The 21,039-nt window shown below is 30.3% G+C and carries 19 protein-coding genes; 15 read left to right on the top strand and 4 right to left on the bottom strand.

What is annotated here, in order from left to right:
• The first annotated feature begins 113 nt into the window (after positions 1-113).
• The 11 genes from HRT41_10145 to HRT41_10095 all read left to right on the top strand — a co-directional run bounded on the left by HRT41_10145 (position 114) and on the right by HRT41_10095 (position 14,732).
• Entirely contained in the window at positions 114-689 is a 576-nt protein-coding gene (locus HRT41_10145) for a TRAP transporter small permease subunit (protein NQY24387.1), read from the top strand.
• Positions 686-2,050, top strand: a complete 1,365-nt coding sequence (locus HRT41_10140) for a TRAP transporter large permease subunit (protein ID NQY24386.1) — start codon at positions 686-688, stop codon at positions 2,048-2,050. Before HRT41_10145 ends, HRT41_10140 begins: the two co-directional genes overlap by 4 nt.
• Before the next feature lie 266 nt (positions 2,051-2,316).
• On the top strand, positions 2,317-5,151 hold the full coding sequence (locus tag HRT41_10135; GenBank protein NQY24385.1) for an FAD-binding oxidoreductase: 2,835 nt from the start codon (positions 2,317-2,319) through the stop codon (positions 5,149-5,151).
• A 126-nt stretch (positions 5,152-5,277) separates the two neighbouring features.
• A complete protein-coding gene (locus tag HRT41_10130) occupies positions 5,278-6,102 on the top strand; it encodes a peptidyl-prolyl cis-trans isomerase (protein ID NQY24384.1) in 825 nt (274 codons plus the stop codon).
• A 10-nt stretch (positions 6,103-6,112) separates the two neighbouring features.
• The gene (gatB, locus tag HRT41_10125) at positions 6,113-7,537 is read left to right on the top strand and encodes an Asp-tRNA(Asn)/Glu-tRNA(Gln) amidotransferase subunit GatB (protein NQY24383.1); all 1,425 of its coding nucleotides are present in this window, start codon (positions 6,113-6,115) and stop codon (positions 7,535-7,537) included.
• 41 nt (positions 7,538-7,578) lie between these two features.
• Positions 7,579-8,481, top strand: a complete 903-nt coding sequence (locus tag HRT41_10120; protein ID NQY24382.1) for an NAD(P)H-dependent glycerol-3-phosphate dehydrogenase — start codon at positions 7,579-7,581, stop codon at positions 8,479-8,481.
• Positions 8,482-9,177 (top strand): ABC transporter permease, encoded by a 696-nt coding sequence (locus HRT41_10115; GenBank protein ID NQY24381.1) that lies wholly within the window; start codon positions 8,482-8,484, stop codon positions 9,175-9,177.
• An 85-nt stretch (positions 9,178-9,262) separates the two neighbouring features.
• Entirely contained in the window at positions 9,263-11,041 is a 1,779-nt protein-coding gene (locus HRT41_10110; protein ID NQY24380.1) for an ABC transporter substrate-binding protein, read from the top strand.
• Positions 11,041-12,132, top strand: a complete 1,092-nt coding sequence (locus tag HRT41_10105) for a microcin C ABC transporter permease YejB (protein ID NQY24379.1) — start codon at positions 11,041-11,043, stop codon at positions 12,130-12,132. Before HRT41_10110 ends, HRT41_10105 begins: the two co-directional genes overlap by 1 nt.
• The gene (locus tag HRT41_10100) at positions 12,133-13,155 is read left to right on the top strand and encodes an ABC transporter permease (GenBank protein ID NQY24378.1); all 1,023 of its coding nucleotides are present in this window, start codon (positions 12,133-12,135) and stop codon (positions 13,153-13,155) included.
• Positions 13,155-14,732, top strand: a complete 1,578-nt coding sequence (locus HRT41_10095) for an ABC transporter ATP-binding protein (protein ID NQY24377.1) — start codon at positions 13,155-13,157, stop codon at positions 14,730-14,732. Before HRT41_10100 ends, HRT41_10095 begins: the two co-directional genes overlap by 1 nt.
• Here the strand turns inward: HRT41_10095 and HRT41_10090 are convergent.
• Positions 14,717-15,055: a helix-turn-helix transcriptional regulator gene (locus tag HRT41_10090; GenBank protein ID NQY24376.1), complete on the bottom strand. Its 339-nt coding sequence runs from the start codon at positions 15,053-15,055 to the stop codon at positions 14,717-14,719. The two genes, HRT41_10095 and HRT41_10090, sit on opposite strands and share 16 nt — an antisense overlap.
• Positions 15,056-15,183: 128 nt before the next feature.
• Here HRT41_10090 and HRT41_10085 point away from each other — a divergent pair, with 128 nt between their 5' ends.
• On the top strand, positions 15,184-16,158 hold the full coding sequence (locus tag HRT41_10085) for a YhdH/YhfP family quinone oxidoreductase (GenBank protein NQY24375.1): 975 nt from the start codon (positions 15,184-15,186) through the stop codon (positions 16,156-16,158).
• A 63-nt stretch (positions 16,159-16,221) separates the two neighbouring features.
• Here the strand turns inward: HRT41_10085 and HRT41_10080 are convergent, their stop codons facing one another.
• Positions 16,222-16,584: a helix-turn-helix transcriptional regulator gene (locus HRT41_10080; GenBank protein NQY24374.1), complete on the bottom strand. Its 363-nt coding sequence runs from the start codon at positions 16,582-16,584 to the stop codon at positions 16,222-16,224.
• 145 nt (positions 16,585-16,729) lie between these two features.
• Here HRT41_10080 and trxA point away from each other — a divergent pair, with 145 nt between their 5' ends.
• Together trxA and HRT41_10070 are read left to right on the top strand one after the other, a co-directional pair.
• Positions 16,730-17,047 carry a thioredoxin gene (trxA, locus tag HRT41_10075; GenBank protein ID NQY24373.1) on the top strand — a complete coding sequence of 106 codons (318 nt, stop codon included), beginning with the start codon at positions 16,730-16,732 and terminating at the stop codon, positions 17,045-17,047.
• A 171-nt stretch (positions 17,048-17,218) separates the two neighbouring features.
• Positions 17,219-18,454 (top strand): glutamate-5-semialdehyde dehydrogenase, encoded by a 1,236-nt coding sequence (locus HRT41_10070; GenBank protein ID NQY24372.1) that lies wholly within the window; start codon positions 17,219-17,221, stop codon positions 18,452-18,454.
• 8 nt (positions 18,455-18,462) lie between these two features.
• Here the strand turns inward: HRT41_10070 and HRT41_10065 are convergent, their stop codons facing one another.
• Positions 18,463-19,011, bottom strand: a complete 549-nt coding sequence (locus HRT41_10065; protein NQY24371.1) for a LysE family translocator — start codon at positions 19,009-19,011, stop codon at positions 18,463-18,465.
• Between the two features lie 209 nt (positions 19,012-19,220).
• Here HRT41_10065 and HRT41_10060 point away from each other — a divergent pair, with 209 nt between their 5' ends.
• Entirely contained in the window at positions 19,221-20,615 is a 1,395-nt protein-coding gene (locus HRT41_10060; protein ID NQY24370.1) for a phosphomannomutase/phosphoglucomutase, read from the top strand.
• Between the two features lie 31 nt (positions 20,616-20,646).
• On the opposite strand, the gene HRT41_10055 is transcribed toward HRT41_10060, so the two are convergent.
• A complete protein-coding gene (locus tag HRT41_10055) occupies positions 20,647-21,039 on the bottom strand; it encodes a hypothetical protein (protein NQY24369.1) in 393 nt (130 codons plus the stop codon).

Genomic DNA, 21,039 nt, shown 5'->3' with positions numbered 1-21,039 from the left:
GGAATACAAATTAGAAAAGAATAGAATATTGTCATTTTTTTGTAATAATAATTCAGTATAATTATAATTATTTTTAAAACAAGAATAGTTGATAGAAGAAAAAAGGAATTTTTATGTTATTAAAAGTAGAAAAAGCCTTCGATAAATTTGCAGATCTTATTGGAGCAGTTACTTCAATGGCAATAGTGCTTATGATTATGAATGTAACATATGACGTTGTTATGAGGTATTTTTTTAAAACAGGCTCAATTGCTTTCCAAGAAATGGAATGGCATTTGTTTTCAGTGGTTATTTTATTAGGGATGTCTTATACATTAAAAGAAGATGGACATGTAAGAGTAGATTTAATTTATGACAGATTAACTCCTAAGAGAAAAGCCATGATTAATATGATGGGGGTTGTAGTATTTATTTACCCACTTGCTATCTTAATTGGTTTGGCTTCTGTTCCTTTTGTGGTTGAGACTTTTGTTTCAGGAGAAATATCAGGAGATCCAGGGGGACTTACTCACAGATGGATAGTTAAAGCACTTATTCCCTTGTCTTTTTTACTTTTATTAATTACTGCCACAGGATATTTTATTAAAAACTTTAATGCCTACAAAGGTTTACATCCTTTAGAAGAGCATGGGATTAAAGATGAAATTGAAGAAATGACAAAAAGCATAGATAAGGAAGAAACAAAATGATTGGTATAATTATGTTTTTTACAGCATTATGTATGCTGTTAATTGGTTTTCCAGTTGCTTTTACTTTTGGAGCTGTTTCTGTAATGTTTGGGCTTATTGCTGGAATTGTAGAAATTGGTTTTGATGAAGGTCTTATTGTAGGTTTTGTAGAAGGTCTTGCAGAAGGCGTTGCAATGTTTGATTTTATGCCTTTTAGAATCTACTCCATTATGCAAAATACTATTTTAATGGCCATTCCTATGTTTATTTTTATGGGTATAGTTTTACAAAAAACAGGTTTAGCTGAACGATTATTAGAATCAATGGGCTTTTTGTTTGGAGAAATTAGAGGTGGGGTTGCTATTTCAACTGTACTGGTAGGATCACTTCTTGCAGCATCAACAGGTGTTGTTGGAGCATCAGTTGTAGCTATGGGTGTTATTTCACTTCCTGTTATGATGAAATATAAATACAATACGGAATTAGCAACGGGAACTATTTGTGCTTCAGGAACCTTGGGTCAGATTATTCCGCCTTCTATTGTATTAATTATTTTAGGAGATGTATTTCAAGTTCCTGTTGGTGATTTATTTGCAGCTGCTATTGGACCTGGAGTTATGTTAATAGCATGTTATATTATTTATATCATGATTGTTGCTTATTTAAACCCAAGTTTAGCACCAGCTATTCCTGCTGATCCTAGTAGAGGAAATAAAAAAGCTCAAATATTTAGAGCGTTAAAAGATATTATTCCTTCATTAACATTAATCTTAATGGTTTTAGGTTCTATTTTTGCAGGAATTGCTACTCCTACTGAATCATCTGCGGTTGGATGTTTAGGTGCAATATTATTATCACTTGCATATAAATCATTTTCTTTTGATATGGTAAAAGTAGCAGCCAGAGAATCTGTTACAATTACGTCAATGGTTTTCGCAATTTTGATTGGTGCAACAGCCTTTTCTATGGTATTTACTTATACTGGTGGGGAAGAATTAGTTGAACACTTTATGACAAATCTACCTGGTGATACGGTATGGGCTTTTGTTATTTTCACTATGTTGGCTATTTTTATACTGGGATTTTTTATTGATTTTGTTGAAATTTCATATATTATCATTCCAATTTTAATTCCTATCTCTGAAGCATTAGGAATTAATCCGGTTTGGTTTGCTATTTTAATTGCAATGAATTTACAAACATCCTTTTTAACACCACCTTTTGGCTTCTCCTTATTTTATCTTAAAGGGGTAGTTCCAGCTTCTGTTAAAACAATACAAATTTATAAAGGTGTTTTACCCTTTATTGCTATACAAATAGCTGTTTTAGCACTATTAGCTATCTACCCAGGTTTCTTTGGTGTAGAAGCGTTCTTAAAATAATACTTTGACTTATCACACCTAGCGTGTGATAAGCCTCTAAACTAATATCACGTCTTTATCATATATTTATGTTAACATTAAATATACTTGAAAAGGATGCATAATGAATATCGAAATTATTAATATAATACTTCAACATTGTGACATCAATACCGCTTTTTCAAAAAACTATCATCATGAAATCTATACAATCACAAGAAGAGAATAAAACCTATTATATTTAATCACTGATTTTAAAATCAACACTTTAATATAAAAGGAATACTATGTTAGATAAAACATATCAAGAATTCCAAAATAGAATTCTTAAAAAAATTAATAAAAAAAACATATTCACAGATAAAATTCATACTCTTGTTTATGGCACTGATGCCTCATTTTATAGGTTAATTCCAAAGATTGTAGTTCTTGCAAATAATGCCAATGAAGTACAGTTTTTAATAAAAGAAGCTTATGCTTTAAATTTAGCAATGACCTTTAGAGGAGGGGGAACTTCTTTATCTGGGCAAGCACTTAGTGATTCTATTTTAATAATGACTTCAAGAGATTTTACAAAATTCTCTCTCTCAAAAGACAAATCATACATCGCTTTGGAACCAGCGTTAACAGGGGAGCAAGTAAATAATATACTTAAATTTCATGGCAAAAAAATAGGCCCAGACCCTGCTTCGATTAATGCAGCCATGATAGGTGGAATTGCAGCTAATAACGCTTCTGGAATGTGCTGTGGTATTGAACAGAATTCATACCAGACCCTAAAATCACTTAAATTAATTATGGCAGATGGGCAAAGACTTGATACTAAAGACCAAACATCAAAAGAAAACTTTTTACGTAATAATCTTAGTTTTATGCAAGCTTTAGAAAAACTTTCAAATGATACTAAAAATGATGAAGAACTTCATAAACTCATAAAGAGAAAATACAAAATAAAGAATACCTGTGGTTACTCTTTAAATGCGTTAATAGATTTTGATGATGTTTTTGATATTTTGGCACATTTAATCATTGGAAGTGAAGGAACACTTGCATTTATAGAAGAAATTACGTATTACACGGTAGAAGATTATAAATACAAAGCTTCTTCTTTGATATTCTTTCCTAATATTAAAGATGCCTGTAAGGCAGTTACTAAATTAAAACATGAAAAAGACAAGAAAAATATTATTGTTGATGCGGTTGAATTAATGGACAATAAAGCCTTAAAATCGGTTCAAAATAATAAAGGAATGCCTTCGTATTTAAAAGATTTCGCTGATGAAGTAACCGCTTTATTAATAGAAACAAGAGCCCCCATTAAAGAAAATCTAAACAAACAAATTGATAATATCATTCTTTGTTTGGAAGAATTTGAAACCATAAGAGAAGTAGAATTCACGGATAAAATAGAAGAATACTCACTGTTTTGGAAAATAAGAAAAGGTTTATTTCCAGCAGTAGGTGCTGTAAGAGAATTAGGTACAACAGTTATTATTGAAGATGTAGCTTATCCTATTGAACATTTAGCAGAAGGATGCATGGAGTTACAAGAACTTTTCAAAAAACACGGTTATAAAGAAGCTCTCATTTTTGGTCATGCCCTAGAAGGAAATTTTCATTTTGTATTTACTCAGGATTTTTCTATAAAAGAAGAAGTCGAGCGTTACGATGCTTTTATGAATGATGTTACTTTTAGTGTAGCAGTTACTTACCAAGGTTCTTTAAAAGCAGAACATGGGACAGGAAGAAATATGGCTTCTTTTATAGAACTTGAATGGGGTAAAACAGCCCATCAAACTATGAAAAAAATAAAAAAAATATTTGACCCTAAAACACTGTTAAATCCAGGGGTAATCATAAATGATGATCCAAAAGCCCATTTAAAAAATCTCAAACTTCTTCCTGCTACAAATGACTTAGTAGATAAATGTATTGAATGTGGTTTTTGTGAGCCTATGTGCCCTTCTAATTCTATTACTTTTACTCCAAGACACAGAATTGTAGCTAATAGAGAAATATCACGCTTAGAGGATATAGGAGAGATAGAAGAAGCAAATAAATTAAAAGATGCTTATGTATATGATGGTTTAGATACCTGTGCTACTTGTTCTTTGTGTTCTACTGTATGTCCTGTTGATATTGATACGGGGGCATTAACTAAGTATTTAAGAGCAGAAAGAATTACACCTTTACAAGATAAAATTGCAAGCAGTATTGCTAATAATTTTTCAACTACACTTAACATTATGAAAGTAGGGCTTTCTTCATCAAATGCTTTGCATTCACTAATTGGAACAACGTTTATGAAAGGTTTTACTTCTACACTAAGAGCAGGAATAAAAAGTCCCAAGTGGTCACCAAACCTTCCAGGAACTACAAGCATAAATAAAGATTTTAAAATAAAGAATTCAGACAATAAAGTAATATATTTTCCTTCGTGTATTTCTAGAACTATGGGATTAAGTGCAAACTCTAACGAAGATAAATCGTTATATGAAACAACCGTTGCTTTATTAGAAAAAGCAAACTATGAAATAATACTGCCCAAAAATATAGAAAATCTTTGCTGCGGAATGCCTTTTTCTTCAAAAGGATATAACAAACAAGCAAAAATGAAATCTTCTCAATTAGAAGAACATTTATTTGAACTTTCACAAGAGGGAGAAATTCCAATTTTATGCGATACTTCCCCTTGTACTAAAAAAATGCTTGAAAGTTTTAAAAGAAATTTGAAAATATATGAACCCATTGATTTTACGCTAGAAGTATTAAGTAAGCACTTAACATTTAGCCCAATTGATGATGCTATTGCTATTCATACTACGTGTTCCTCAAGAAAAATGGGTTTACATGAGAGTTTTATCAAACTTGCTAAAATGTGCTCACATGATGTGACAATACCCCCTGATGTAAAATGCTGCGGTTTTGCAGGAGATCGAGGTTTTGATTTTCCTGAATTAAATGAGGCTGCATTAAGAACCCTAAAACCATCTTTGAAAAAAGATATTAAATATGCTTTTTCAACATCAAAAACATGTGAAATAGGCCTAAGTGAGTATTCTGGAATCGATTATAATTCTATTTTATACTTAGTAAATAAATGTACTACAGCAAGAGTTTAGAAGAAAATTAAAGATAAAATAAAAAGTATTTTTTATGCTTTTTATTTTTATGCTCATTTGCATCTTATTAATTAGATAAATTTACCAATATTTAGATAAAATATGTGCTTTAAAAAGGATATATATATGCACAAAATTTTTCTAAGCCTTATTTTTTTAAGTGTTTACTCTCTTGCTGGGCTAATAAATGCCGTTGCCGTAAAAATAAATAACGATGTAATTACACTTTTTGATATTGATCAAATAGTACTTGAAAAAAATATAAGTAAAAACAATGCAGTAACTTACCTTATTGATAAAGCTTTATTTGCTCAAGAAATTAAAAAACAAAATATTTCTGTTGATATTTTTGATACAAACAAATATCTGGAAAAATTAGCAGCTGCTAATGGTATGGATTTATATAATTTTAAATCACTAATAAAACAAAAATATAAAAACCAAAGTATTTTTGATGATGAAATTAAAGAACGTATCTTAAAAGAAAAATTAACACAAAGTTTATTAAGAGGTAATTTAACAGTTGCAACACAAGAAGATATGAAATTGTATTATGACAATAATCAAAACCAATATCAATCTTCTGTTTCATATGAAGTAATTCAATATGCAAGTAAAAATAGAAGAGCCTTACTTTTAACTAAAAAAAACCCAATGGCACTTATAAAAGAGCTTAAGAAAAAAGAAGTTACGCTGGAAAATTCAAAATTAAGTTCACAAATAAAGTATATTCTTAATGAAACAAAAGCAGGAGAGTATACCTCTATTTTCACAGCGAATAAACATTATGTAATGTTATATATCAAAAAGAAAAATGGTCTTAAAACTCAAAATTTCGAAGAAGTTAAAAGCCTTATTTTTAACCAAATCATGAGTGAAAGAGAAAAAAGATTCTTAGATGAACATTTTAAGAAAGCAAGAATAACAGCTAATATAGAAGTAATAAGATAAAAGGAAATAAATGTTTGAAGTAGTAATAGGACTAGAAGTTCATGCTCAATTAAATACAAAAACAAAACTATTTTGTTCTTGTGCAACCAGTTTTGGAGCAAAACCAAATACAAATGTATGTCCTACATGTTTAGGATTACCAGGAGCGCTTCCTGTTATTAATAAAGAAGCGGTTCAAAAAGCAATACAATTAGGTACAGCAATTAAGTCAAAAATAAATCAAACATCTGTTTTTAATAGAAAAAATTACTTTTATCCTGATTTACCTTCTGGTTATCAAATTTCACAATTTGAAGTACCTGTTGTTGATTTAGGAGAATTAGTAATTGATTTTCCTGATGGAAGAAGTAAAACAATTGGAATTACAAGAGCTCACCTAGAAAATGATGCTGGAAAAAATATTCATGAAAACAATTATTCAAAAGTAGATTTAAACAGAGCAGGGACACCTCTTTTAGAAATAGTTTCAGAACCGGATATGAGATCAAGTGAAGAAGCTATTTTATATCTTAAAAAACTTCATTCAATTGTACGTTATTTAGAAATTTCTGATGCAAATATGCAAGAAGGATCTTTCAGATGTGATGTGAATATTTCTATTAGACCAAAGGGTGAAACAAAACTTTATACCCGTTGTGAAATTAAAAATATGAACTCTTTTAAATTTATTGAAAAAGCAATCAGATTTGAAGTAGCAAGACATATTGAAGCATGGGAAGATGGAGTTCACGCTACTGAAATTGTTCAAGAAACAAGATTATATGATGAAGCAACGGGTGAGACCAGATCTATGAGAGGGAAAGAAGATGCGGCAGAATATAGGTATTTTCCAGACCCAGATTTATTGCCTTTAATTATAAGCGATGAAATGCTTGAAGAGTATTCAAAAATTCCTGAACTTCCAGATGAGAAAAAAGCACGTTATGTAAAAGATTATGGAATGAAAGAATACGATGCTTCTCTTCTTACTTCATCTTTGGATATGGCACGGTTTTTTGAAGAAATGATGACTTCCAACATTAAAGCAAAAAATGCAACTACTTGGTTAAGCGTTGAATTAAAAGCCAGGTTAAAAGAAGGGGTTACCCTTACTAATTCCCCTGTAAATGCAACAAAACTTGCACAATTGGTGCAAAATATTGAGAATGGAACAATCTCAGGAAAAGCAGCAAAAGAAGTTCTTGATTATTTAATGGATAATGATGTTGAAATTGAAGAAGTTATTGATACTCTTGGTTTAAAACAAGTTTCAGATGATGGTGCTATTTTAAAAATTATTGATGAAATTTTAGCTGCGAATACTAATAAAGTGGAAGAATACAAAAGTGGAAAAGAAAAATTATTTGGTTTTTTCGTAGGCCAAACAATGAAAGCTTCTAAAGGAAGTGCAAATCCTGCAAAAGTAAACGAACTTTTAAAACAAAGACTTGCATAAAAAAAATAAAACCCACTCGGGTTTTATTAAGAAGGAAAACAATGCTTAGTACTCAAGCAAAAATAGCTGTAATAGGCGCAGGAAAATGGGGACAAGCTCTACATTGTGCTTTAAGTCATAAACAAGAAGTTTTAATCACTTCAAGAACTCCAAGAGATATTAAAAACTTTACAAACCTTCACGCTGCTTTAGAATGTGAATATCTAATTATTGCCATTCCCGCACAAGAAATATCCAGCTGGTTAAAAAAGAATTTTGTTTTTAAAAATCAAAAAATTCTAGTAGCTTCTAAAGGCATTGAAGCAAATACAGGTAAGTTTTTAAATGAGATTTACAATGAATTTGTTCCAAGCTCACATGTAGCCTATATCTCAGGTCCTTCTTTTGCATCAGAAGTAATGCAAAATTTACCTACTGCTTTAGTAATTAATGCTGAAAAAAAAGATATTTACAATGAATTTTCAACTTTTTTTCCAAGTTTTATTAAAACCTATTATTCTTCCGATGTAATAGGAGCAGAAATTGCAGGAGCTTATAAAAATGTACTTGCAATTGCTTCAGGTGTTTGTGATGGTTTAAAATTAGGGAACAATGCAAGAGCTTCTTTAATATCAAGAGGTTTGGTTGAAATGACACGTTTTGGCCTGGCTTTTGGTGCCAAAGAAGAAACATTTTTAGGCTTAAGCGGCGCTGGGGATTTATTTTTAACAGCAAGTTCTACCTTGAGTAGAAACTACAGAGTGGGATTAGGTTTAGCCCAAAATAAAAGCCTCGATAATATTTTAGAAGACTTAGGAGAAGTTGCAGAGGGGGTAAAAACCTCGGTAGCAATTCAAAAACTATCAGAAGAAAAAAATATTTATACCCCCATTGCTAATGAAGTAAAATTAGCACTAGAAGGAAAGAATCCAAAAAAATCTTTGCAAGACTTATTGGGAAGTTAAATGGAAAATATTCCTTTAATAAATTTATTCTATTCCTTATTTCCACTTTTAATTGTAGGATATTTTTATTATAAATATACGGATAACAAATATGAGATTTTTTATTCAACGCTTAGAATGATTTTACAATTACTTTTAATTGGTTATGGCCTCTTGTTCATTTTTGATAATAAAAACTTAGGCCTTGGTCTTTTAATTGTATTATTTATGTTAGTGGTATCGTGTATGATAATATTAAGAAATACAAAAAATAAAAGTAAAGAACATTATTTCACTATATTTTTAGCTTCTTCTTTATCTTCTTTAAGTAATTTATTTATTGTACTTGTTTTTGTTTTGGAAATAAAAACCTATGAACCAAGTATAATTATTCCTATTGCTGGTATGATTTTTGCGAATACTATGAACTCTGTGTCAATTTGTATTGAACGTTTTGAAAAAGAAATAGAATTAAATTCTTTTATTAAAGCACGAGAATATGCATTTAAGGCTTCTTTAATCCCACAAATAAACTCACTTTTAGCTGTTGGTTTGGTATCATTACCAGGTATGATGACCGGACAAATTTTAGCAGGAATAGATCCTTTAATAGCGGTTCGTTATCAAATTATGATTATGATTATGTTATTAAGTACAGCAGGATTATCAATTATTATCTATTTCGCTTTGATTAAAAGATATAAAATGTATGCCTAACAGCCTGTAAAGATATAGTCTTTGATATACTTTACATTAATCAAATTAAGCTAGACTCTTACTTATACTTAAAAGGAAAAATATGATTAACAAAATACTTTTCATTGTTTTAATTTTATCAGCAAATATTTATGCTAAAAAAGAAAGTTATATGAGTTTAGGAACTACTCCCAAATATCAAAAAAACTTCACCCATTTTGATTATGTTAATCCAAAAGCCAAAAAAGGTGGAACATATAAACAAGCTTCACGTGGCACTTATGATTCTTTTAATCCTTTTATTCTTAAAGGTTTGAGTGCCTCTGGAATTGGATTGTTATACGATACTTTAATGAGTGCAAGTGCAGATGAATCTTCTGTGTATTATCCTTTAATTGCAAAAGAAGTGGAAATTGATGAAAATAATAACTGGGTCATATTTTATATTAATGAAAACGCTCGTTTTTCTGATGGTTCGCACGTAAGGGCAGAAGATGTAAAATTCTCTTTTGATATTTTAATAGAAAAAGGAAGCCCTCAATACAAGAGATATTATTCAGATATTAAAGACGTAGAAGTATTAAATGATTTAAGCGTTAGATTTAATTTCAAAACCAATACCAATAAAGAGCTCCCTGTAATTTTAGTTTCTTTAAATATTATGTCTAAAAAGTTTTGGAGTGATAAAGACTTTATAAAAGCAGACGATACTGTTCCTTTAGGCTCAGGCCCTTATTTAATTGACTCATATAAGTTTGGTAAATACATAAAATATAAACGCAACAAAAACTACTGGGCAAAAGACTTAAATGTTAATCTTGGTTCTTATAATTTTAATAAAATTCAATACGATTATTATAAAGACCAAAGCGTAACACTAGAAGCTTTTAAAGCAGGTGAATTTGATTACAGAGAAGAATACACAGCAAAAACATGGGCAACTATGTATAAAGGTAAAAACTTTGATAATGGCTTAATTAAAACAGAAAACAGAATGCATGAAAACCCACAAGGCATGCAAGCGTTTGGTTTTAATTTACGAAATCCATTATTTAAAAATAAAGAAATACGAAAAGCTATTAATTTGGCTTTTGATTTCGAATGGACCAATAAACAACTCTTTTTTTCCCAATATAAAAGAAGTCAATCTTATTTTGATAACAGTGAATTAAGCTCATCTGGTCTTCCTTCAAAAGAAGAATTACTTTTATTAAATCCTTTAAAAAATCAAATTCCTTCAAGTGTATTTCAAGAAGAATTTAAAACCAATATTACAAAAGGCAGTGGAAAAATAAGAAAAGAATTAAGAGCTGCACTTAAAATTCTTAAAAAAGAAGGTTGGAGTTTTAAAAATAAAGTTTTGGTAAAAGATGGAAAAGAATTTGTTTTTGAAATTTTACTTTACCAGCCCAATTTTGAAAGAGTGGTTCAGCCTTTTATAAAAAATCTCAAAAAAATAGGGATAATAGCTTCTTTAAAAGTACTTGATGCTGTTTCATACAGCAATAAAGTGAAAAACTATGATTTTGATATGATGGTTATTTCTTATCCTGTTTCTTTAAGTCCAGGCAATGAATTAAAATATTTCTGGGGCTCTTTGAGTGCTGATATTAGGGGAAGTCAAAACTATATGGGTATTAAAAACCCTGCAATAGATACATTAATTGATCATGTTATTATTGCAAAAAACAGAAAAGAACTGCTAACTTCTGTTAAAGCACTTGATAGAGTAATGTTAAACAATTATTATGTTATTCCTCAATGGCACAGTTCATCTTATAGAATTGCGTATTGGAATAAATTTAACCAGCCTAAAATTCATCCAAAATACAGTATTGGAATAATGACGTGGTGGTTTAAAGATGAATATTTAAAAGATAAATAATGAGTGCTTATATTCTAAGACGTCTTTTATTTATTATTCCTACTCTCCTAGGAATCATGACTATTAATTTTTTCATTGTTCAAACCTCACCTGGAGGTCCTGTTGAAAAAATGATTTTACAAATACAAGGTGCTGAAGATACTGCTTTAAGTAGAATTGCGGGTTCTTCCCAAGGAGATTTAGTAAATGCAAATTCGAATGAAGGAAAAAACTCTCTGTATCAAGGCGCATCTGGTTTGGATCCTGAACTCATAAAAGACATTGAAAAACTCTATGGTTTCGATAAACCTTTGTGGGAGCGATATTTAATGATGTTAAAGAATTATGCTCTCTTTGATTTTGGAGAAAGTTTTTTTAAAAATGCCTCTGTTATAGAACTTGTAAAAGAAAAACTTCCTGTCTCCATATCTTTAGGTATTTGGTCAACACTTATTATTTATTTAATCTCCATTCCTTTGGGCATAAAAAAAGCCTTAAAACATGGATCTAAATTTGATATTTACAGCTCAACTATAGTCATTTTAGGTTCTGCAATTCCTGGTTTTTTATTCGCCATTTTATTGATTATTCTTTTTGCGGGTGGCAATTATTTGGACCTTTTTCCTTTAAGAGGAATTACCAGTGACAATTTTGATTCTTTGGGATTTTTTGCACAAATCAAAGATTATATTTGGCATATGTTTTTACCCATTATGGCTATGGTTATTGGAGGTTTTGCAACCCTAACCATGCTTACTAAAAACTCTTTTTTGGATGAAATTGGAAAACAATATGTTTTGACAGCACAAGCTAAAGGATTAAGTGAGTCTTCTGTTTTATACAAACATGTATTTAGAAATGCAATGTTAATTATCATTTCAGGTTTTCCAGCCGCTTTTATTTCTATGTTTTTTACAGGCTCACTCTTAATTGAAATTATCTTTTCTTTAGATGGTATCGGGCTTTTAGGTTTTGAAGCTGCTTTGTATAGAGACTATCCTGTAATGTTTGCTACTTTATATATTTTTACGCTTATGGGTTTAGTGGTTTCACTAATATCAGATCTTGTTTATACCTATGTAGATCCAAGAATCAATTTTGAGAAGAATTAAATGCAAAGTATAAGAGATAAAAGAATTGCTGTATTTAAAAGTAATAAAAGGGGCTATTATTCTTTATGGGTTTTTTCTATAATTTTTAGCCTTACTTTGTTTGCTGAATTTATAGCCAATGACAAACCTTTATTTGTTAAATACAACAATGATTATTATATGCCTGTTTTTAATGAATATGCAGAAACCGTTTTTGGCGGAGAGTTTGAGAGTGAAGCAGATTATAAAGACGAGTATGTACAAGACTTAATCAATGAAAATGGGTACTTAGTATGGCCCTTGATTCCTTACTCCTATCACAGTATTAAACTGGACGCTAAAGAGGCTTTTCCCTCTGCACCTAGTTTAGAAAACTACTTAGGAACAGATGACCAAGGAAGAGACGTATTAAGTCGTGTTATATATGGTTTTAGAATATCCATTTTATTTGGTTTACTCTTAACTATTTTTTCATCTATTATTGGAGTAATGGTAGGAGCTGTGCAAGGATATTATGGAGGGAAAGTAGATTTATTAGGTCAGCGCTTTATTGAAATATGGGCAGGTTTACCTACACTTTATTTATTAATGATTTTAGCCAATTATATTCAGCCTTCTTTTTGGTGGTTACTGGGTTTATTGCTTCTTTTTTCTTGGACAGCACTTGTAGGCGTTGTACGTGCAGAGTTTTTACGTGCACGTAATTTTGAGTATGTAAAAGCAGCCAGGGCTTTGGGTCAGAGTGATTTTAATATTATGAAAAAACATATTTTGCCCAATGCGCTTATTGCAACCCTAACCTTTATGCCATTTATTTTATCAGGAAGTATAACCACACTTACTTCTTTAGATTTTTTAGGCTTTGGACTTCCAGCTGGAAGCCCTAGTTTAGGGGAGTTATTAGCCCAAGGTAAAGCCAATATGCATGCGCCTTGGTTAGGAATCTCTGCTTTTGTTGTTTTATCACTACTTTTATCTTTATTAGTATTCATAGGCGAAGCGTTTAGAGATGCCCTAGACCCTAGAATTGCACAAGGCACATAATGGAAAATATTCTAGAAATTAAAAATTTAAGCATGCAAAGTGATGTTGATATTTTAAAAAATGTTAGCATCAAGATTAAAAAAGCCCAAACATTAGCTTTAGTGGGGCAAAGTGGTAGTGGTAAATCCATGCTGGCCCATGCCATTTTAAACTTACTTCCAAGAGGCGCAAATTTTAAACTACAAGGAGAAATTTCTTTTCAAGATAAAGATATTCTAAGTTTAAAAAAAAGTGAGCTTGAAAAATTAAGAGGCAAAGAAATTTCAATGATTTTTCAAGAACCAATGACGGCCCTAAATCCTTTGCACAAAATAAAAGCGCAAATAGAAGAAATCATTTATACCCACAATTTAATTTCTAAAAGCGAACTTTCCAAAAGGGCTATTTCTTTATTGGAAAAAGTAGAATTACATAAATATGGGAATTTAGAAAAAATTGCTTCTTCTTATCCTCATGAACTAAGTGGAGGTCAGCGGCAACGAGTAATGATAGCTATGGCAATAGCTAATAAACCCAAACTATTAATTGCAGATGAACCAACAACTGCACTAGATTTGACCATACAGTATCAAATTCTAAACCTTCTTAAAAAACTACAAGAAGAAGAAAATATGAGCATTTTATTAATCACTCATGATTTAAATGTGGTAAAAAAATATGCCGATTATATTTATGTGATTAATGAAGGTGAAATACTTGAGCATAATAACAATAAAGAATTATTTTTAGAACCCAAACATGCTTATACAAAAATGCTTTTAGAAAGTACCTTAAGTCCCAACCCTTATGTAAAAAAAGATCAAGTAAGCATTCTTAGTATTAAAAACTTGTCTGTAAACTTTCCTATTAAAAAGGGAATATTCAAACGTGTGGTTGATAACTTTATAGCAGTAGATAATATTAGTTTTTCCCTTTTAAAAGGCGAAAGTTTTGGAATAATAGGGGAGAGTGGTTCTGGAAAATCTACGCTGGCTCAGGCTATTTTATCTTTGCAAGACTCAAAAGGTGAAATTTATTTTTTAAATAAAAATATAAAAGACTTAAGCAAAAACGACTTAAGAAATATGAGAGCAGATATGCAAATTGTTTTTCAAGACCCTTTTAATTCTTTAAATCCAAGAATGAGTGTTTATGAAATTATATCTGAGGGTTTAGATATTCATACAAAATTAAATAAAGAAGAAAAAGAGCAAAAAGTAATTGATATTTTAAAAGAAGTTTCTTTAGAAAAAGAGTCTATGAATAAATACCCTCATGAGTTTTCAGGAGGACAACGCCAAAGAATAGCAGTTGCTAGGGCCCTCATATTAGAACCCAAACTTCTAATTTTAGATGAGCCAACATCAGCACTTGATAGACAAGTACAGTTTCAACTGCTTGAGCTTTTAAAGTCTTTGCAAAAAAAATACAAACTTACTTATATTTTTATTTCTCATGATTTAGAAGTAATTCAAAGTATTTGTAATCAAGTTGCTGTTATGAAAGAAAGTAAATTTGTCGAAATAAACGAAACTACTTCTTTATTTACAAATCCGCAGCATGTTTATACCAAAGAATTAATTCAAGCTTCTTCGTAGCTCTTGTTTTTTTTGTGTATTTCACCCCATAAATAAAGGCTTTTTAAAATAGGTTTTAAACTTTCTCCATAAGAAGTCAAAGAATACTCTACTTTGGGAGGAACTACAGGATACACTTTTCTATTTACCAAACCATCGTTTTCCAATTCTCTTAGTTTTTGAATTAACATTTTTTGTGTGGTTCTTGGCATTAATTTTTGCAATTCATTGAAACGTTTTGTTTCTGCGCGTAAATACCACAAAATTAATATTTTCCACTTTCCTGCTAACACATCAAGAGCTGTTTCAACAGGGCATTTTTCAATTATTTCTTCACTAATCATTTTTTTATTCATAATAGTCCTAAATTACGCATGGTATCTAAAAAGATAGTACCTTACTTAAAAGTATGTTCTTGTTATTATAGTCTATTTAGGCTAAAGTGTAAAGAGAGAGATAACAAAGGACAGACATGAAAGCATTTGTAGTAAAAGAAATTGGCGAGCGAAAATATTCGGCTAATTTAACAGAGATAGATAAACCAAAGATTAAAGAAGAAGAAATTTTAATTAAAACGACCTATAGTTCTTTAAATTATAAAGATGCATTAAGCTCACAAGGGAATCCAGGAGTAACAAGAGTTTTCCCTCATGTTACAGGAATTGATGTAGCTGGAATTGTAGAAGAATCAAACAGTTCTACGTTTCAAATAGGTGATGAAGTTATAGTTACGGGTTATGATTTAGGAATGAATTCTAATGGGGGACATTGTGAATTTGTAAGTGTTCCTGCTTCATGGGTTGTGCCTAAACCTAAAAATATTTCTTTAAGAGACTTAATGATTTATGGAACAGCAGGATTAACAGCTGCTTTAAGTGTAAATGAAATCCTAAGGCATGGAGTTACACAAGGAAAAGTTATTGTTACAGGAGCAACAGGTGGAGTTGGAAGCATTGCTGTATCAATTTTGGCAAAACTTGGTTTTGAAGTAACTGCAATATCAGGAAAAGAAGACAAAATTTCTTATTTGAAAAAATTAGGAGCAAAAGAAGTCATCTTGCGAAAAGATTTTGACATTGAAAATAAAAAACCAATGATGAGAGAAACCTATATTGCTGTTGTAGATACTGTTGGAGGAAATATTCTAGCAGAAGCATTAAAACAAATAAAATACGATGGTATTGCTACATGTTGTGGATTAACATCTTCTTTTAAATTAAATACCAATGTTTTTCCTTTTATTTTAAGAGGCGTAAGACTTATTGGAATTGATTCAGTAGAAGCAAATATAGATAAAAAAATACAGGCTTGGGAAAAAATATCAAATTCTTTTAAAATTGAATTAGAAGAATTGGTAAATGAAATTTCTCTTGAAGAAATTAAAGATGCTTATGAAAATATTTTAAGCTCAAAAGCAGTCGGTAGATATTTAGTTAAAATATCTTAAAAAGAGTATTTTGGGTAAAAAAGTTCTTTTTTACCCAAAATTTTAATTTAGCAAATAATATTTTTAGTTCATTACACAGTTTGCATTAGGACTTAAATTAATACTTACATCTGCATTTAAAGCATAATCTTTTCCCCAATCATGGAGGTCTTCTAAGATTGGAATTAATTTCTCTCCATGTTTTGTTAGTTGGTATTCAACTTTTGGAGGGATTACTGGATGTACAATACGCTCAACTATTCCCACATCTTCAAGTTCTCTTAACTGCTGGGTTAACATCTTTTGAGATATCTTTGGAATAGATTTTTTTAATTCACCACTTCTTTTGATTCCATTTTTAAGAGCCCAAAGAACCATACTTTTCCACTTTCCACCAATAATATCAGTTGAAAATTGGAAATAACAGCTGTAATGTTTTTTCTCCATGTCTATCCTTTGGCATATAATACAGCTATTTTACTTATAGGAACCTTTTGGTATCTATAATACTTAATCGTTCGTACTTGACAAAAAGTTTCTTTAATGATAGAATTGCGTCAATAAATTAATATATAAAAAAAAGGACTAAAAAATGGGTAAATATATAGAATTAACAACAGGTAATTTTGAAGATACAACAAAAGAAGGAGTTTCTTTAGTTGACTTTTGGGCACCATGGTGTGGGCCTTGTAGAATGATTGCTCCAGTAATTGAAGAATTAGCGGAAGAATTTGAAGGTAAAGCAAAAATTTGTAAAGTAAATACTGATGAAGAACAAGATTTATCTGTTAAACATGGAATCAGATCAATTCCTACTATTTTATTTATGAAAGACGGAGAAGTAGTTGATACTATTATTGGTGCAACTTCTAAACAAGCATTAAGCGAAAAACTTAATTCTTTATTATAATATTTTATAAAAAGGGCATTGTCCCTTTTTATTTAAAAAAGACTACTAATAATACTACTTCTAGTACTACCATTTTAAACAAAAAACAACAGTAAATTTATCACATTCATTAAGAGTTCTAATAATAAATTTGTTAAAATATCTTTAACATAAGAATACATAGGAAAAAGTATGAAACAATTTTTAGAAGAAGCAAAAAAAACTTCTCATCACATAGCTACTTTAAGTAGTGAAATCAAAAACAAAGTTTTACTTGAAATGGCAGATGCTCTTATTGAACACTGTGATTATATTGTTAATCACAATGTAATGGACATGGAAGAAGCAAATGCAAATAATTTAAGTAAAGATATTCTAGAGCGGCTCTTGTTAACAGGGGAGAGAGTACAAGGTATGGCAGAAGCTATAAAAGAAATAGCTGCACAAAAAGAACCTGTAGGAAGACTCTTAGATGGTTGGAAAACAAAAGATGATTTAAACATTCAAAAAGTATCTATTCCTATTGGTGTAATTGCTATTATTTATGAAAGCAGACCCAATGTAACTTCAGATGCAGCAGCTTTATGTTTTAAAGCAGGGAATGTGTGTGTTTTAAAAGGGGGTAAAGAAGCTATTCATTCTAATAAAGCCATAGCAAATATTCTAAGATCAGTATTAGCTAAAAATAAGATAAGTGAAAATGCTATTTCTTTAATTCCTGATTACTCAAGAGAAAGCGTAGCAGAACTTATTAAAGAAGATAAGTATGTAGATTTGGTTATTCCAAGAGGGGGAGCTGAATTAATTAAATTCATTTCTCAAAATGCTACTGTTCCTGTGATCAAACACGATAAAGGTTTATGCCATACTTATATTGACAAAGACTCCAATCATGATAAAGCAATAGATATAGCGCTAAATGCAAAATGCCAAAGACCTGGTGTTTGTAATGCAATGGAAACACTCTTAGTACATACAGATGTAGCTCCTTATATCTTGCCTCCTTTATATGAAGCTTTTGTAAGAGAAGGGACAGAACTTAAAGGTTGTGTTGAAACAAGAAGACATATAGATATTCAGTGCGCAGAACACGAAGATTACGATACAGAGTACTTAGCCAATATTTTAAATATAAAAGTAGTAAACAATTTAGATGAAGCTATTTTTCATATCAATAAATATGGTTCAGGACATTCAGAAGCCATTTTAAGTGAAAATTACAATACAGTAAATAAATTTTTAGATGAAGTAGATGCAGCGTGTGTATACGCCAATGCAAGTACACGTTTTACAGATGGTGCCGCTTTTGGATTGGGTGCAGAAGTAGGTATTTCTACTTCTAAACTTCACTCAAGAGGCCCAATGGGAATCAATGATTTAACTACATTTAAATACAAAATTTATGGAAATGGTCAAATAAGACAATAAGATTTATCTTATTGTTGCGAAAATGCTAATTTAATCGCAATAGAATACAAAACAAAAGACGTAAGATAATTTAATACTTTAGAAAAACTCTTTTTCTCTAAGAGTTTTTTTCCAAAAATATGTGAGATAAAACCTATGGATGAAAAAACAAGCACAGTAACACATAAAAAGATAAAGCCCAAAAGTATCATTTGATTCGTTATACTTAAAGCAAGATTTGCATTTACAAATTGAGGTAAAAAAGCCAAAAAGAAAATAGAAACTTTTGGGTTTAATATATTCATTATGAAACCCTTGAAATATAAGCTTCTTAATTCTTTGTCTTCATTTATAGAAGATAATTCCAAAACATCATTTCTATGAATAAAAGCCTGTGTTGCAATATAGAATAAATATCCTGCACCTACATATTTTAAAATATCAAAAGCCATAGGTGAGCTTTGAAAGATTACAGCTACCCCTAAAGCAGCAGCAAGAGTATGAAATACAACCCCAGAAGCTAAACCTAAAGTAGTAACAAAAGCTGCTTTTTTCCCTTTTGTAATACCAATTGTCATAACATAAACATTATCAGGTCCAGGAGAAAAAGCTAAAAGAATACAAATTCCACCAAAAACAAGTAAATTAATAATTTCCACATAAATCCTTTTAAAAAATCATTATACAATTTTGAAGATTGAATTATAATTATAAAAAATTCCTAAAACTCTAATCACATTTACATTCATCTTTTGATATAATTTGTAAGAAAAATACAAGGGACAATATGATCAATAAATCAATATTTAGAGAATACGATATTAGAGGAATTGTTGGAGATGATTTAAATGAACAAAGTGTAAAACTCATTGGATATTTTTTAGGTTTAGAAGCGATTAAACAATGTAAAAGTAAAAACCCAACTATTGCAATAGGTTATGATGCAAGAACGCACTCACCTTCTTTATTTGCTTATCTTACTTCTGGTTTTAACAAAGCAGGATGTCAAGTTTTAGGCATGGGAATGGTTGCAACTGGGGTTAATTATTTTGCCTGTTATCAAGAATTTGATGGCAAAAAACCTGATGCCTCAGTAATGATTACAGGAAGCCATAATCCAAGTCCTTATAACGGTTTTAAAATCACTATCAACAATGCACCTTTCTTTGGAGAAGATATTACAAGCTTAGGTAAAATAATGATAGAAAATGAGAATATGGAAATAAAAGACAATACATCCTTCAAAAAAATTGATGTTATTTCTATTTATGTTTCTTATATGTTAAATCAATTTCCGCATTTAAAAAAGATGAAAAACAGACTTTTTTTTGATTGTGGTAATGGCGTAGCAGATACAGTATTAACTGAAATTTTAGATAAATTAGAATTAAATTACAAAGCAATTTATACCACGCCTGATGGAACCTTTCCCAATCATCACCCAGATCCAAGTGAAAAGAAAAATATTCTAGAAGTATATAAAGCCCTTGAAGGTGAATTTGAATATGGTTTTGCTTATGATGGAGACGCAGACAGAATTGCCTTTTTGACCCCTTCTAACAATGTTAAAGGTGATATTCTTGCTTTATTATTTGCAACAACTATGGAAAACCCTGTAATTGTAGGCGAAGTTAAATGTACACAAATAATGTATGACATCATTAATAAAAAAGGAAGTGCTCATATGTACAAAACAGGGCATTCCAATTTAAAAGTAAAACTAAAAGAACTGAATGCAGATATGGCAGCAGAAGTATCAGGACATATTTTCTTTAATGACAGATACTACGGTTTTGATGATGCAATTTATGCTACTTTACGTATATTAGAACTTATTTTAAATGGTATGAATATTGATGAAGAAATAGCAAAACTTCCCACTGTTTATTCAACAGAAGAAATGAAAGTAGAAACAAGCGATGAAGAAAAGTTTCTTTTAATGGATAAAATTAAAGAATTGTTAGAAAATCCTCCTTCATCTTTGCCTAAAATATTAGATATTATTGATATTGATGGGGTAAGAGTAAACTTTGAAAAGGGTTGGGGATTAGTTAGAGCTTCTAATACTACACCCGTACTAGTAACAAGATTTGAAGCTTCAAGCATTGAAGCCTCAAAACTTTATGAAAAAGAATTGATGAAAATAATAAGTTTTGCAAAAGAAAGTATTAGAAAAAAATAACTCTAAATAAAAGAAGATAAAAACAGTGTTTTTATTTTCTTTTATTATCTACTAAACGAACCGATTGAGAAAGCCATTTATCACTTTCAATTTGACCGCTAATATTTAAATAAACTTCCACCCATTCTTGGTTTCGTGAAGACCACTTAGCAATTTGATCAAAATGGAAAATACCCAAATCATTTAATTCATTCTCTAAGTCTGAATCAATACCATTAATCTCTTTTAGGTCATCTTTACCACGAGGTCTAGGGACTCCTAAGATTTGAGGTTTATTGTAGATATTACCTTGCTGCTTAAAAATAGGATTAAGCCTTGAACCTCTTAGAGGAGCACGTGATCGACCAAACAAATAACCAAAATAAAAAGTTATACTTGAACATATAAACAAAGACAGTAATATATTTATAATTGTATAAGCCAC

The organism is Campylobacteraceae bacterium (assembly GCA_013215945.1).
Lineage (GTDB): Bacteria > Campylobacterota > Campylobacteria > Campylobacterales > Arcobacteraceae > NORP36.
Note: the sequence above shows the minus strand (reverse complement) of the source record. Positions and strands in the feature narration are given on the sequence as shown.